The organism is Flavobacterium sp. 102, assembly GCF_003634615.1.
Lineage (GTDB): Bacteria > Bacteroidota > Bacteroidia > Flavobacteriales > Flavobacteriaceae > Flavobacterium.
In genome coordinates, this window is record NZ_RBKX01000001.1 from 3581713 (window position 1) to 3595625 (window position 13913).

The following is a 13913-nucleotide window of genomic DNA, read 5'->3' on the forward strand; positions in this document are numbered from 1 at the left end:
AGCTTATTTTTAAGTAAAATTTTGTTCGCCAAATTACAAAAAGTTGGGCATGCTTTTCAAATAATCAAATAAAAATTAATGCCTAATTATGAGTTTTACATTTATTGATTGACCATCAACCGTCAATCTCAAAATATAAAAACCATTTGAGAATGTTGACACATTAAAATTTCCATCAACAATATTTATCGGAGAAACTTGACCCATCATATTGACCAATTCACCTGAAATACTTTGATTGGCAAAAGTGGAAACAGTCACTATATCATTGGCCGGATTCGGATAAACAACTATTTTTTCAATCTCCGGAACGGTATTTATATCTAAAAAATTGTCTTTCCCAAAATAGTAAATACCTTCTTGAACAAAATCGCGATTGACCAAATTAGACATCGCAATTGGAATACTATTAACACTGAAACTTAGGTTTTTGAACGATAAAACTTGTCCGCCAACCGAAGTAAACGGTACTTGTGTAAAAGCCGTTTCTGCAGCATTTGAAATATAAAAACCTTCTTCACTAAAAGGAGTTGTAGTTGTTCGAACTAGCACATATATCTTGTTATTATAATCAAATTTCACTTCCACTACTTTGTTAGAAGAAGTCGTACCTAAATTGATATTATGTTGATTCCAAGTCTGATCTGTGGTATTCCAACTATAAAGTGCTGTATTGGTCACAGCATATAATTTATCAAACCTGTCCATAAAAATGTCTCTTATTGAACTTGACAAACTTGGCAATTGCGTCCAAGAACTTCCTTCGTTACTCGAAAAAGCAATAATATTCTGTGCAGTTTGCATGGATGTTCCCAAAATATAATGATTTTGAAACCCGGAGCAAATTTTGTTAAAACTCAAAAAAGACGGAAACTGTCCCGAAACATTTTGGAACAAAATATTCCAAGACGAACCCATATTCGGACTATAATTCACGTTATCCTGAACGGCATGCTGAACCATCGAAATAGAACCATTATTCCCTAAAAACATTTTCTGTGGAAATAAAATATTATAAACCGGAGCCAATGGAGCCGTTGTATCATCGGCGATAACCGAAAGACTGTTGCCTTCATTGGCTGTTTTGGCAATAAAATGCATTCCGCCTATAACGCATTGTCCATCATTAGCTGTTCCCATTGCAATTGTTCGGGTAAAATCAAGATTTTCCATCAACGTTTGCGAAGACCAGGTTAGATTATTTAAATTTAATTTGGATAAAAATGAAGTCGAAGTCGATGCGCTATACAACTGATTGTCTGCTGAAACCGCCATTAAATCTGTTGGCATCAACAATCCATTATTTATAGGCGTAACTGAAAGATTGTCAGCATTTACTTTATGAATTCCGTTAACGCGAATACCAGAAAAAAGTGCCGATTGGTTACCGGTAACTATAATCTCGTGCGCTTTGTTGACATTGCTTATAATACTCCAAACGTTATTGGTAAAAGCCAATATACCTGAATTAGTGGTAGCCAATAACCTTTGGTTAACCGAATCATAAGCAATTTTAGAAACCGCTGCGTTGGTCGGAATCCCAATCAATTCATTCCACGTTTGTCCCGAATCTATACTTTTATAAACCTTTCCATTTCCGGAATCTTTAACCGATGCAAAAACAGTTGAGCCATCAACAGCCAAATCAGTCACTTCTAAACCGGCAAAACCAATTGACGTCCAAACGCCATTATTGAGGTTCGTTGACTTAAAAATTCCATCTGAAGTGTTTGACAAAACCTCAGTATCATTCAGAAAATGAAAACCTGTCGGATAGAAGTTTAGAGTTGGTAACGCACTAAAATTGTTTCCATTATCGATAGAAATAAATAAGTTATTCTGAATTTCTCCCGAAGCCGGACCAATAGTTGAAACCAAAACGGTAAAATCGTTCAATCCATAGGCCAATAATAAAGGCCCAAAACCAGAATTTCCGCCACCGCCGTTCAGATTGTTGCTTTGCCAACTCGCACCAAAATTATCTGTATAAATAATTCCACTCGACGAAGTCAGACAAAATATGCGATTACTAACTTTAGAAGCTTTTATACTTCCGACACCATAAAAAGCAGGAACATTTACAAACGGCGTCCAAACATCAGATTGATTATCGCTGTAATAAATCCATCGATCGGCAGTGATGGCATAATTTAATGTTGCTCCGGCTGACATCCAAACAGCAGCATTGGCATCATTAAAATTAGTTAGTTTTTGCCAAGTGCTTTGCGCATTTATCGCTTGATTTAAAAAAAAGAATGAAATAAAAATCCCAAAAATCGCTTTAGTGCTTTTCATGTTTCGTTATTAAATAAAAATCAAAATAAGGAATTATCAACGAAACATCAAGCGTTTTGGAGGTAGACAAAAGGTGAACTGAGAAAACAAAAAACTCATTTACAACAACTTAAACAAAAAGAAGTAAGATTATGACAAATCCTTAAGAAGATAAATGCTGTACCAATTTGATGCTTTCAAGGGCTTCCTTTACATCATGAACTCGGAGAATATTAGCGCCTTTTTGTAAAGCGATTGTATTCAAAACGCTCGTACCATTCAACGCAAACTCAGCGGAAGTGTCGAGCGTCTTATAAATCATTGATTTTCTCGAAACTCCAACTAGAATTGGCAATTCCAACATTCGAAACAACTCTAAGTTGTTCATGACTTCAAAATTTTGTTCTAAAGTTTTAGCAAAGCCAAATCCCGGATCGATAATCAAATCGTTGATGCCCATACTTCTTGCCTGAGCCACTTTTTCAGAAAAGTAAAACAATACTTCTTTGGTAACATTTTGATATTGAGCCAAACTTTGCATCGTCTGCGGATTGCCTTTCATGTGCATCATAATATAAGGCACTTGTAATTCGGCAACGGTTGGCATCATGTTTTCGTCTAAACTTCCTGCGGAAATGTCATTGATGATACACGCTCCGTTTTCAATTGCGATTTTGGCGACATTCGCACGAAAAGTATCAACTGAAATTAAAGTTTCCGGAAAATGTTGCAGCACCGATTTCACTATGGGAATCAATCGTTCTATTTCCTCATTTTCCGTAACAAATTCGGCACTCGGTTTACTTGAATACGCTCCGATATCGATAAAAGTTGCGCCGTCGGTCAGTATTTTTTCTACTTGAGTAAGCAGGCTTTTTTCATCGGCATATTTTCCACCGTCAAAAAAGGAATTGGGTGTAACATTCAATATTCCCATGACTTTGGGAGAAGACAAATCGATTAGTTTTCCGAGGCAGTTAATGGTCATTTGCATTTTAAGTTAGTTCTAAGATTTAGTCCTTTGTACTTCAATCTTTATTCTTTACTTTTGGGGAAATTTGACACAAAGATACATTGAAATGAGTAATACTTCTCAAGAATATGACAAGGTTATCGCCATTTGCCGACAACTTTATATTAACAAAATGAAAGACTACGGTAGTGCTTGGAGAATCTTGAGATTGCCTTCTTTAACCGATCAAATATTCATCAAAGCACAACGCATCCGCAGTTTGCAACAAAACGACGTTCGCAAAGTAGACGAAGACGAAACAGGTGAATTTATCGGAATCATCAACTACTCGATTATGGCTTTAATTCAATTGGATTTAGGCGTAGTAGAACAACCCGATTTGGAGGTAGCGAAAGCGACTGAACTTTACGATGCCAAAGTTGCATTGACCAAATCGTTGATGGAAAATAAAAACCACGATTATGGCGAAGCTTGGCGCGAAATGCGTGTAAGTTCACTAACCGATTTAATCCTACAAAAGTTACTTCGCGTAAAGCAAATAGAAGACAATCAAGGAAAAACAATCGTTTCTGAAGGCATTGATGCCAATTATCAGGACATGATTAATTATTCGGTTTTTGCTTTAATTCTGATGAAATTCGGACAATAAAATTGAAGCTCCAAAATTTAAATCAATAACAAAACACCAATATGGCAATCTCTAAAAACAATATCGCTTGGGGAATTCGAATCGTAATTTCATTCCTGTTTTTACTTTCGGCTGTGGCCAAATTATATCCTTCGCCTTACTTCGCGATTTCAACTTTTGAAGTAAAACAATTGTACCCAATGGGATTCTCGGAAGGATTTGCTCCCTATTTTTCGAGAGTGTTGATTGGAATCGAATTGGCTTTAGGCTTTTTGATTTTGCAAAAGAACTTTTTACGAAGCATTGTTATTCCGGCGACCATTTTATTATTGGCCGTTTTTACAACACATTTATTGATTGAAACGATCCAAAATGGTGGGAATTCAGGAAACTGTGGTTGTTTTGGAAGTTTGTTGCCAATGACACCAATTGAAGCGATTCTGAAAAATGTTGCTGCGATGGCTTTACTGATTTGGCTATTTATCATTATGCCAAAGTCAAATGAAAAGCATGATAATTTTTGGCTTCTGACCACGGTTACTTTGGCTTCTATTTTGGCTTTATTTATGCTGGCTCCAATCCAACCTATTGAAAGCAGTTTTACGGTTTCAACTCCGGAAGAAACAACCACTGATACAATTCCGGAAACTATTGTGGACACTACAAAAACTGTGATTATAAAAGACACGGTTAAAAAAGTAGCAGAAATAAAAGAAATTGTAAAAGCAATACCAACAGAGCCTGCCAAACACAAATCGGGTTACGCTCATTATTTTTCGAATATTGATAAAGGCCGAAAAACGCTTTGTTTCTTTGTTCCGGGCTGTGATCATTGTCGTGATGCCGCTAAAGAATTGACCGAAATGAGAAAGAATACTAAAGATTTTCCTGAAATTTCGATTATTTTTATGAATGAGGAAGCTGATTTAATTCCGGCATTTTTCAAATATGCCGGAGCTGAATATCCTTATAAAATAATCGAAGTAATTCCATTTTGGAAAGTACTTGGATCAGGAAAAGACACCCCCGGCGTCAAATATTTATGGAATGGAAATGATTATAAATACTATTGGGGAATTGGTGATAACAAATTTGACGCTGCTGATTTCCAAAATTTAATCAGCAAACCTTATTCAGAGTTGAAAAAATAAATGCAACTTACACATCTTTTTGTTATTTTTAGAAGTTAAAAAAATAGATTTCTTATGATCAACTATATAATGTCTAAGAGAACCAACGAAAGATGCCTAATTGGGATTATTCTTTGTATCGTTGTTTTTATACTAGGTTACTTCATTTTGAATCACATTTCTACCATGGAAGATCCTCCATTGGGAAATACCATTTACATACTTATAGGCAGCACATTAACTTTTTTATCAATACTTGGCGTTGTACTGATTTTAAAATACATGTATGACAGTAAAAAGAAAGCGGAAAGAAGGGAGCGAAAAAGAAAAAAACACAGATTATTTTATCTAAAAGATTCCCAACGAAAAAAAAAATCTAAAACTCCGGAATAGAATTATAGAAATTTTAGGAATTCGAAAAATTCGGATTACTTATCTTTATACAAAAAAGAAAATGAAAAAAATTGCTTTAAGTTTTATGTTGGCCATCATAGGTTTTGGTTGTTCTAATGCACAGAAAACCGAATTTAACAAAGAGAGTTTGGACAAAAAATTAACTACCACAGACAGCACTGAAGTTTCTTTTGAAACGGTTCTTAAAAATCAAAAAGGGAAAGTAACCGTAATTGAAATATGGGCATCATGGTGTAGTGATTGTGTCAAAGCAATGCCGAAAGTAAAAGAGATGCAAGCGAATAACCCAAAGGTGGATTATGTATTCATTTCTATGGATAAAGCCTTTGACAAATGGAAAGCCGGTATTGAAAAACACGAATTAACAGGAAAACAATATTGGGTAAATGACCCTAAAATGATGAAAGGAGAATTTGGAAAATCTATTGATTTAGATTGGATTCCGAGATATATCATCTTAGACAAAAACGGTAAAATTGTTACCTACAGAGCCATAGAAACTGATTTTGAACAAATTAACGCTACTTTAAAAACTTTACAATAATGAGACAAAAGATTGTTGCCGGTAATTGGAAAATGCACAAGAATGCCGAAGAAACAGAAGATTTATTAAACGAATTGATTGATAAATTACCCAATGATATTGAAGCACAAATCATAGTTGCCCCAACTTTTGTCAACCTTGCGTCTGCAGTTGATCATTTAGAATTTACCAATATTGGTGTAGCCGCGCAAAATATGCATCAAAACGAAAGCGGTGCTTATACCGGTGAAATCTCTGCCGACATGTTGAAAAGCATAGGTGTAAATATCGTTATTCTGGGTCATTCTGAACGTCGCGCCTATTTTCATGAAACCGATACACTTTTAGCACAAAAAGTAACAACAGCATTAAAACATGATATGACAGTCATTTTTTGCTTCGGCGAAGAATTAAAAGACAGACAAAACAACCAACATTTCAATGTAGTAGAAAACCAACTGCGTGATGGCTTATTCCATATAGAAAACAAAGATTGGGAACAAATTATTTTGGCGTATGAACCGGTTTGGGCTATTGGAACAGGTGAAACTGCTTCACCGGAACAAGCACAAGAAATGCACGAATTTATTAGAGAAACTGTTCGCAAAAGATTCGGAAGCGACATTGCGGAAGATGTTTCCATTTTATACGGCGGAAGCGTAAAACCTGAAAATGCCAAAGAAATTTTCTCAAAACCGGATGTGGACGGCGGATTGATTGGTGGTGCCGCTTTAAAAGCGTCTGATTTTGCGGCCATTGCAAACGCGATTTAAGTTTAAATATAATTCTAAAATCAGAAGCCTTTCATTTATTTGAAAGGTTTTTTTTATATTTAAAATTAATTTAATGTATTTCATCGATTTTATTTGCTTTTTATCGATTATTATTTATACTTTTACGGCTGTCACAAATCAAATAAAGTTAGTAATGAAAGCAAAATTTATTTTATTCTTCCTTTTTGTAAGCTTAACCCACTTACAAGCACAAACCGATACGCAAAAACGTTTTCAATCGGATTCAAGAAAATACTATGTATGGAGTACAGATTTTGAAAAGTATGAATTAATTGAAACCGAGTATGAACATTCGGTGATTGATATCAGAGAAATTGGTTCCAAATCCAATGGTTATGTCATCATCAGCATGATTGACAATGGGCAAACCAGATTACATCATGGTTCAATCTATAACTTCACTAAAGATTCTGATAATGAAGGTTCTTGGTCGTTACAATCTAAATTCATGCGTGCCAAGCTGACTTATAATCCAAAAGACAACACTATGACTTATTTGTATGATGGTGATAACAAACGCTACAAAAGATTGATGATATTCACAGTTGCTCCGGATGAACTTCCAAATGCCAGTTTGAAAACCACTATTGTAAAAGCAGATTAAATTTCTTTTTGCAAAACACTTTTTAGTAACTCTTTCGATTGTTACCTTTGCAAAAAAATAGTCCATGTCAAATATATATTTAGGGTATCATTTTTCGGTTGAACCCAAAGAACTAGGTTCTGAAATTCTCATTGCAGAATTGGGAGAAAAACCGTTTGAAAGCTTCATTGAAACCGACAATGGTTTTAGTGCTTACATTCAAAAAGACCTTTGGACTGAAGACATTCTAAATGACATTTACCTATTAACTTCTCCCGAATTTTCTATTTCTTATACTATAGAAGAAATCGACCAAGTGAATTGGAATGAAGAATGGGAAAAGAATTTTGAACCGATTGATGTAGACGGAAAATGCCATGTTCGCGCACCATTTCACCCAAAAACCGATGCTGAATTTGACATTATCATCGAACCAAAAATGAGCTTTGGAACCGGTCATCACGAAACTACACACATGATGATTCAGCATTTATTGGAAACTGATGTGACTAATATGAAAACATTAGACATGGGTTGCGGTACCGCTATTTTAGCTATTTTGGCAGAAATGAAAGGAGCCAAACCTATAGATGCGATTGATATTGACAATTGGTGTTATTTGAATTCTATTGAAAATGCGGAACGCAATAATTGTCACGAAATCACTGTTTACGAAGGTGACGCCGAATTATTAAAAGACAAAAAATACGATTTAATTATTGCCAACATCAACCGCAATATCTTATTGAACGATATGCAACAATATGTAAATTGTTTGAACAAAAACGGCATTCTATTATTAAGCGGATTTTACACCGAAGACATTCCTTTTATTGATGCTTCCTGCACGGAGAAAGGTTTGACTTATGTGAAAAAATTTGAGCGAAACAATTGGGTTTCCCTAAAATACATCAATTAGCAATAGAAAATTTTACACTTTGTAAAACGAAATGAAAATGAGCACTATAGAAAAAGTACAAGAAGACGTTTTAGTCGAAGAGCAAGTTGGAGTTAACAACGAAATCGTATTGTATAACGACGATGTCAATACCTTTGACCATGTAATTGATACGCTAATTCGTGTTTGCCAACACAGTGCGGAGCAAGCGGAACAATGTGCTATTTTAGTTCATTATAAAGGAAAATGCACGGTAAAAACAGGTCATTATGATGAACTGAAACCCCAATGTACGCAGTTGTTAGAAGCCGGTTTAAGTGCGGAAATTATTTAGTTTTTACTTTATCCTTCGCGCCTTCTTTGTGAACTTTGCGGTTAATTTTACCCTTTAAATTTCCAGTCAAACTCGTCAGTATCTTTTATAATAGCGCCAACTTCTACTCGAATTATAGCACCATATTCTGATTGCAGAATTAACCAATTGCTTTCGTTAAAGTGGTTTTCGGTGGAATCAAAATCTTCGACTTCCCAAGTTTTGAATGGCAAATCATTTTTGATTTCGGCAACATTTTTACCGATAACAGCTTTACCTAATAACGTCGCTTCCATATTTGAAGTAATGATATATCCTAAACGAAAGGCTTCATCTTCATAGAATGTTAAACGGAACTTTTTATCATTATACAGATAAATCACATTATCGTCATCGTCTTTGAATTGTTTTGATGGCTTACCATAAATAGCTTCTACGTGATTTTGCTTCATGCCGAATAACAATTGGTCTACGCCGTTTTTTGGATTGATTATCATTTGAATTACGAATTATAATTTATGAGTTATGAGTTGACAGCCAAACTTTAGAGAATCCTAAGCGACTATTTGACAAAGGTCGCAAAGTTTTTCGGGTTGTTGAAAACCAATTTGCTATTTTTACATTCAAAATATAAAAAAAGCTATGGGACTATTTTCTGCACTAATGGGCAATGCCGGGCAAGCCAGCCAGGAAGATTTAATCAAACAATACGGTCAGTTATTAATCGATAATGAAACTATAGAAATGGGTTTCAAACTCATTCGAGATGTGTTTATTTTTACCAACAAACGGTTAATTTTAGTCGAAAAACAAGGCATCACAGGAAGTAAAATCGAATACAAATCGATAGCGTACAAAGCCATTAGCCGCTTTAGTGTGGAAACTGCGGGTACTTTTGACCTAGAAGCGGAATTGAAGATTTGGGTTTCCAGCGAACAAAATCCCAGCATTACGAAACAGTTTACCAAATCGGTTAATGTTTACGAAGTTCAAAAGGTACTCGCGTATTACGTATTGTAAAAAATTATCTAATATTCAAACCTACCAAACTCACTTTCAATAGTGAGTTTTTTGGTTGCAGAAGCTTCTACGCTACCGACAATTTGTGCCGCTACACCGAAAGATTCTGAGATGGCAATAATGTCTTGTGCAATTGCTTGTGGCACGTACAATTCCATTCGGTGACCACAATTAAAGACTTGGTACATTTCTTTCCAATCGGTTTTGGAGTTTTCTTGTATGAGTTTGAATAATGGTGGTACCGGAAATAAATTGTCTTTAATAACATGAACATCATCTACAAAATGCAACACTTTAGTTTGTGCACCACCGGAACAATGCACCATGCCGTGAATTTCGTTTGGCGTATATTTATCTAAAATCGATTTGATAATCGGAGCATAAGTTCTAGTTGGTGACAACACTAATTTTCCTGCGTCAATTGGAGAATCTTCAACTGAATCTGTTAATTTGGTGCTTCCGGAATAGACTAATTCATTTGGAACTGCTGCGTCAAAGCTTTCCGGATATTTCTCGGCTAAATATTTGGCAAAAACATCATGACGAGCCGAAGTCAAGCCATTGCTTCCCATGCCGCCGTTATAACTTTTTTCATATTTGGCCTGACCGAAAGAAGCCAAACCAACAATGACATCGCCTGGTTGAATATTGGCATTATCAATAACATCACTACGTTTCATTCGAGCCGTAACCGTAGAATCTACAATGATAGTTCGCACCAAATCACCAACATCGGCAGTTTCGCCACCGGTAGAATGAATGGTTACGCCAAAGGTTTTCAACTCGGCTATTAGTTCTTCAGTTCCGTTGATGATTGCAGAAATCACTTCCGCCGGAATGAGATTTTTGTTTCTTCCGATAGTAGAAGACAACAAAATATTATCGGTTGCTCCAACACACAGTAAATCGTCAATATTCATAATCAACGCATCTTGTGCAATGCCTTTCCACACCGAGATATCGCCGGTTTCTTTCCAATACATATAGGCCAAAGACGATTTGGTTCCGGCGCCATCAGCATGCATAATCAAACAATAATTTTCGTCATTGGTTAAATAATCAGGCACAATTTTGCAAAAAGCTTTTGGGAATAATCCTTTATCGATGTTTTTGATGGCGTTGTGCACATCTTCTTTGGAAGCCGAAACTCCACGTAGATTGTAGCGTTGACTGTTATCAGAGCTCATTTTGTAGTGTGTGTTGTTGTGGCGCAAAGATAACTAAAGATTGCAGATTTTTGAAGACAGAACGCAGATTTTTGAACTTAGTTTTCCACGATTAAAATTTCTACGCGACGGTTTTCGTTGGCTTCTGTTTCATTGCGTTCCGGGATTTTATGGATAGGTTTTGAAACGCCAAAACCTTTATAAGACATCCTTTTTCTATCAATTTTATTTCGCAATAAATAATTATAAATGGCTTTAGCGCGTGCGGTAGAAACGTCTCCAACATCAACTTTTGATTGACAACAGATATGTCCTTGAATTTCAATTTTAAGTTTGGGATTTTCTTCTAATGCGCAAAGCACATCATAGAGTGTTGTTTCTGAACCGGGAACAACACGAGCAGAATTATTGAAAAAATAAATATTGGGCAATTTAATGGTTTCGCCTACTTTTGAATTTCTGATTTGTTTGGTGAGTTCACTTTCGATGGGTTTTAACTCAGTTTCTGTATAAAAAATAGTTACTCTTCTATTTTCAGCTTGGATTTTGGATTGTTTAAATTCTTTACCAAAGGCAATTTTTTCTAATCCTTTGCTGAATTTCAAACCACTTTTCTCCAATAAATCACGAACGTTGGCGATACGCCTTTCGGCTAAATGCTTATTGTAATCCTTAGTATCAATGCTGTCACAAAAACCTAGTAATCTGGTAATTTCTATCTCTTTATTATTGGCAATCCATTCGTTTAATGTTAGGATCGAGCTTTGATTTGGAAAGTCTTTATTGAAATCAAAAAAAACTTCAAACTGCTTTTGTGCTAAACAATTTAGAGAAAACAAAAATAGCAATATGAATATTTTAAATCTCATTATTTATCTACGATTAAAATTTCGACCCTGCGATTGGCTTTGCGTTCGGCTTCGTTTCGCTCCGGTACTTTATAAATCGGATCATTGCTACCAAAACCTTTATAAGACAAACGGTTTACTTCTATCTCAAACTTGGTCAAATACTTAAAAATAACTAAGGCTCTTCGATAAGACAATTTAGTGTCCATTCCGTTTGGATTGCAGCAAATATGACCGTGTATGGCGATTCTCAACTTTGGGTTATCGTATAAAATTTGTAATAATTCGAGTAAAAGCGGTTCAGACTGGTCCATCATTTTTTCAGAATTAAAGTGAAAATTGATGTTATTTATCCGAATCAAATCTCCTTTTTTGGCTTTTTCAAACTTTTGTGCCAATTCAGATTTCTCTTTGGCTACCAATTCAGAAAGTGAACTAAACGAGATCTCCTCTTCTTCATTTGTTGGATTTATCTTTTTCTCTTCTTTTAGAATGAAAAAGAGTTTTACTTTTCTATTTTCTTCTTGATTTTTTGAAAGTTTAAAATCTTTCCCAAAGGGCTTTAACTCTACTTTATCACTAATTTTTATTGTATCTTTTTTAAGTAAGTCCAAAACAGAATTAATTCTCCTTACCGCTAAATCTATATTGTATTGACTGTCATCGACACTATCACAATAGCCCAAAACCTTTGTGATTTCTGCTGACTTATTTGCCTTTATCCATTGGTTCAATTTAGTTAATGAGGCTTGATTTGGGACAGCAGCATTAAAATCAAAGAACACTTCAAACGACTGTTGAGAGAATCCAAAAAAAGGCAAGAATAATAAAATAATATAAATTTTCTTCATGCTAATTCTCTACAATTAAAATTTCAACCCTACGATTGGCAGCTCTTTCCGCTTCGTTTTTTTCCGGTATAGGATAAATCGGTTGCGTGCTTCCGAAACCTTTATAGGACAATCGGGCGCGATAGACATCGTTTTTGATTAAGAAATTGTATATTGCTTTGGCCCTTTGAGTTGACAAGTCAGTTCGATCGACCGGCATACAACACAAATGACCTTGGATTTCAATTCTTAAATCGGGATTACTTTGCAATACCAATAAGAGTTCGTAAAGTTTTCCACGAGATTCGTTGACTACGGCAAAGGTGTTGATGATAAAATTAAGGTTTTCAATGGTCAATTTTTCGCCGGTTTTGGCATTGCCCACTTTCTTCATAAATTCTCTATCAAGCTTGAATTCTGATTTGGTTCCGTTTGGATTTTCGAATACTAATTTTTCAGGATATTCTATTTCGGGTTTAGCTTCGCTCGATTCGGCTACGCCTCGGTTTGGTAATGCTTCAATAGCTACTTCCGGTTTGATTCCGAGGATTTCGTTTTCGCGCGGAATGTCTTTTTCAAGTATATAATAAATGGTAACCTTTCTGTTTTCGGCTTTAACTTCAGATTGCTTAAAGCTTTCTCCAAAACTTATGGTTTTAAAATCTTCGCGGATTTTGATTTGGTCTTTGACTATTTGAAAAATGAAATTGACTCGTTTTTGGGCTAAAGTATCATTGGAATCCGTTGTACCGTCTTCATCTGTAAAGCCGTGAATGGCGACTATTTTATTATTATTGTTGGACAAAATCCATTGGTTTATTTTATTCTGTTCTTTTTTATTCAATTCGAATTTGTTGCTCTCAAAAAAAACAGAAAATTGTTCTTGTGCCAATGCATTAGCAGTCATAAACAGAATCAATACAGTAAATATTTTGCGCACCATTGGTTAGGTTTATTATTATAACGAAAGTTACGTAAAAATAGTATGGTGAAACAGAAAATATCATCTTATGCGTAAAAATTATTATTTACATTTGCCGTCAAACTTTTTAATTATGAAACAATTATTTTTACTCGCACTCCTAATGCTGGGTTTTTCCGGAAACTCACAATCAGTAGTTCAATCAGTGAATTCCGGAAGTCTTATCACTCCGGGTTCCACAATTTCAGTAGGTGAAATAGTAGTCGTACCACAAAATCAAAACCAATCCAATAGTGGCATCATAGGCCTATTGGCACAAACCCAACAAACGCTTGAAGTACCGCAATTGGAACTCGGCGGAAAAATTACTGTTTTTCCAAATCCAACGACAGCTTCAGTTTCCTTTAAAACCGACACTGATCTTTTGAATGAGAAAGTGTCGATTTATAATTTATCGGGGCAATTGATTTCAAAAAAACAAATTGGCACAAACAATTCTTTAGATTTAACAGAATTGCAAGCCGGAGTTTATTTGATTCAGTTCAATAATAAAAAAATAAAATCCTTTAAAATAATCAAACGATAAGAACAAAATTA

At 35.2% G+C, this 13913-nt stretch carries 17 protein-coding genes; 10 read left to right on the forward strand and 7 right to left on the reverse strand.

The annotated features are described in order from the left end of the window. Positions 1–75: 75 nt before the first annotated feature. Positions 76–2295 (reverse strand): T9SS type A sorting domain-containing protein, encoded by a 2220-nt coding sequence (locus tag C8C84_RS15895; RefSeq protein ID WP_121314596.1) that lies wholly within the window; start codon positions 2293–2295, stop codon positions 76–78. 142 nt (positions 2296–2437) lie between these two features. Beyond that, positions 2438–3262, reverse strand: a complete 825-nt coding sequence (folP, locus tag C8C84_RS15900) for a dihydropteroate synthase (protein WP_121315097.1) — start codon at positions 3260–3262, stop codon at positions 2438–2440. 91 nt (positions 3263–3353) lie between these two features. Between folP and C8C84_RS15905 the strand changes: the two genes are divergently transcribed. The 8 genes from C8C84_RS15905 (at position 3354) to C8C84_RS15940 (ending at position 8551) form a co-directional block, all read left to right on the forward strand. Then, positions 3354–3896, forward strand: a complete 543-nt coding sequence (locus C8C84_RS15905; protein WP_121314598.1) for a DUF1599 domain-containing protein — start codon at positions 3354–3356, stop codon at positions 3894–3896. A gap of 41 nt (positions 3897–3937) precedes the next feature. Beyond that, a complete protein-coding gene (locus C8C84_RS15910) occupies positions 3938–5026 on the forward strand; it encodes a MauE/DoxX family redox-associated membrane protein (RefSeq protein ID WP_121314600.1) in 1089 nt (362 codons plus the stop codon). A gap of 54 nt (positions 5027–5080) precedes the next feature. Then, a complete protein-coding gene (locus tag C8C84_RS15915) occupies positions 5081–5398 on the forward strand; it encodes a hypothetical protein (RefSeq protein ID WP_147406879.1) in 318 nt (105 codons plus the stop codon). Between the two features lie 61 nt (positions 5399–5459). Further along, positions 5460–5963, forward strand: a complete 504-nt coding sequence (locus C8C84_RS15920; protein ID WP_121314603.1) for a TlpA disulfide reductase family protein — start codon at positions 5460–5462, stop codon at positions 5961–5963. Further along, positions 5963–6715: a triose-phosphate isomerase gene (gene tpiA / locus C8C84_RS15925; RefSeq protein WP_121314604.1), complete on the forward strand. Its 753-nt coding sequence runs from the start codon at positions 5963–5965 to the stop codon at positions 6713–6715. Before C8C84_RS15920 ends, tpiA begins: the two co-directional genes overlap by 1 nt. A 154-nt stretch (positions 6716–6869) precedes the next feature. Then, positions 6870–7340, forward strand: a complete 471-nt coding sequence (locus C8C84_RS15930; protein ID WP_147406880.1) for a hypothetical protein — start codon at positions 6870–6872, stop codon at positions 7338–7340. Between the two features lie 64 nt (positions 7341–7404). Next, on the forward strand, positions 7405–8238 hold the full coding sequence (gene prmA, locus C8C84_RS15935) for a 50S ribosomal protein L11 methyltransferase (protein ID WP_121314608.1): 834 nt from the start codon (positions 7405–7407) through the stop codon (positions 8236–8238). 37 nt (positions 8239–8275) lie between these two features. Continuing rightward, complete coding sequence (locus C8C84_RS15940) at positions 8276–8551, forward strand: ATP-dependent Clp protease adaptor ClpS (protein ID WP_121314610.1); 276 nt, start codon at positions 8276–8278, stop codon at positions 8549–8551. Positions 8552–8598: 47 nt separating this feature from the next. Here C8C84_RS15940 and C8C84_RS15945 read toward each other — a convergent pair whose 3' ends face one another. Continuing rightward, the gene (locus tag C8C84_RS15945; RefSeq protein WP_121314612.1) at positions 8599–9027 is read right to left on the reverse strand and encodes a hypothetical protein; all 429 of its coding nucleotides are present in this window, start codon (positions 9025–9027) and stop codon (positions 8599–8601) included. Between the two features lie 145 nt (positions 9028–9172). Between C8C84_RS15945 and C8C84_RS15950 the strand changes: the two genes are divergently transcribed. Continuing rightward, on the forward strand, positions 9173–9550 hold the full coding sequence (locus C8C84_RS15950; RefSeq protein ID WP_121314613.1) for a PH domain-containing protein: 378 nt from the start codon (positions 9173–9175) through the stop codon (positions 9548–9550). 8 nt (positions 9551–9558) lie between these two features. Here the strand turns inward: C8C84_RS15950 and C8C84_RS15955 are convergent, their stop codons facing one another. From C8C84_RS15955 to C8C84_RS15970, 4 genes are all read right to left on the reverse strand, one after another. Then, the gene (locus C8C84_RS15955) at positions 9559–10737 is read right to left on the reverse strand and encodes an AIR synthase related protein (protein ID WP_121314615.1); all 1179 of its coding nucleotides are present in this window, start codon (positions 10735–10737) and stop codon (positions 9559–9561) included. 77 nt (positions 10738–10814) lie between these two features. Further along, positions 10815–11585 (reverse strand): OmpA family protein, encoded by a 771-nt coding sequence (locus C8C84_RS15960; protein WP_121314617.1) that lies wholly within the window; start codon positions 11583–11585, stop codon positions 10815–10817. Then, positions 11585–12415, reverse strand: coding sequence for an OmpA family protein (locus tag C8C84_RS15965; protein WP_121314619.1), 831 nt, complete (start codon positions 12413–12415; stop codon positions 11585–11587). Before C8C84_RS15965 ends, C8C84_RS15960 begins: the two co-directional genes overlap by 1 nt. A gap of 1 nt (position 12416) precedes the next feature. Beyond that, on the reverse strand, positions 12417–13337 hold the full coding sequence (locus tag C8C84_RS15970; protein WP_199717188.1) for an OmpA family protein: 921 nt from the start codon (positions 13335–13337) through the stop codon (positions 12417–12419). A 112-nt stretch (positions 13338–13449) separates the two neighbouring features. Here C8C84_RS15970 and C8C84_RS15975 point away from each other — a divergent pair, with 112 nt between their 5' ends. After that, positions 13450–13902 carry a T9SS type A sorting domain-containing protein gene (locus C8C84_RS15975; RefSeq protein WP_158592588.1) on the forward strand — a complete coding sequence of 151 codons (453 nt, stop codon included), beginning with the start codon at positions 13450–13452 and terminating at the stop codon, positions 13900–13902. Positions 13903–13913: the final 11 nt, after the last annotated feature.

Excerpts from the sequence above, each read along its gene's own strand:
- folP (WP_121315097.1), bottom strand. The coding sequence starts at position 3,262 with ATGACCATTAACTGCCTCGGAAAACTAATCGATTTGTCTTCTCCCAAA.
- C8C84_RS15960 (WP_121314617.1), bottom strand. The coding sequence starts at position 11,585 with ATGAGATTTAAAATATTCATATTGCTATTTTTGTTTTCTCTAAATTGT.
- C8C84_RS15930 (WP_147406880.1), top strand. The coding sequence starts at position 6,870 with ATGAAAGCAAAATTTATTTTATTCTTCCTTTTTGTAAGCTTAACCCAC.
- C8C84_RS15955 (WP_121314615.1), bottom strand. The coding sequence starts at position 10,737 with ATGAGCTCTGATAACAGTCAACGCTACAATCTACGTGGAGTTTCGGCT.
- tpiA (WP_121314604.1), top strand. The coding sequence starts at position 5,963 with ATGAGACAAAAGATTGTTGCCGGTAATTGGAAAATGCACAAGAATGCC.
- C8C84_RS15965 (WP_121314619.1), bottom strand. The coding sequence starts at position 12,415 with ATGAAGAAAATTTATATTATTTTATTATTCTTGCCTTTTTTTGGATTC.
- C8C84_RS15905 (WP_121314598.1), top strand. The coding sequence starts at position 3,354 with ATGAGTAATACTTCTCAAGAATATGACAAGGTTATCGCCATTTGCCGA.
- C8C84_RS15920 (WP_121314603.1), top strand. The coding sequence starts at position 5,460 with ATGAAAAAAATTGCTTTAAGTTTTATGTTGGCCATCATAGGTTTTGGT.
- C8C84_RS15950 (WP_121314613.1), top strand. The coding sequence starts at position 9,173 with ATGGGACTATTTTCTGCACTAATGGGCAATGCCGGGCAAGCCAGCCAG.
- prmA (WP_121314608.1), top strand. The coding sequence starts at position 7,405 with ATGTCAAATATATATTTAGGGTATCATTTTTCGGTTGAACCCAAAGAA.
- C8C84_RS15975 (WP_158592588.1), top strand. The coding sequence starts at position 13,450 with ATGAAACAATTATTTTTACTCGCACTCCTAATGCTGGGTTTTTCCGGA.
- C8C84_RS15945 (WP_121314612.1), bottom strand. The coding sequence starts at position 9,027 with ATGATAATCAATCCAAAAAACGGCGTAGACCAATTGTTATTCGGCATG.
- C8C84_RS15970 (WP_199717188.1), bottom strand. The coding sequence starts at position 13,337 with ATGGTGCGCAAAATATTTACTGTATTGATTCTGTTTATGACTGCTAAT.
- C8C84_RS15895 (WP_121314596.1), bottom strand. The coding sequence starts at position 2,295 with ATGAAAAGCACTAAAGCGATTTTTGGGATTTTTATTTCATTCTTTTTT.
- C8C84_RS15940 (WP_121314610.1), top strand. The coding sequence starts at position 8,276 with ATGAGCACTATAGAAAAAGTACAAGAAGACGTTTTAGTCGAAGAGCAA.
- C8C84_RS15910 (WP_121314600.1), top strand. The coding sequence starts at position 3,938 with ATGGCAATCTCTAAAAACAATATCGCTTGGGGAATTCGAATCGTAATT.
- C8C84_RS15915 (WP_147406879.1), top strand. The coding sequence starts at position 5,081 with ATGATCAACTATATAATGTCTAAGAGAACCAACGAAAGATGCCTAATT.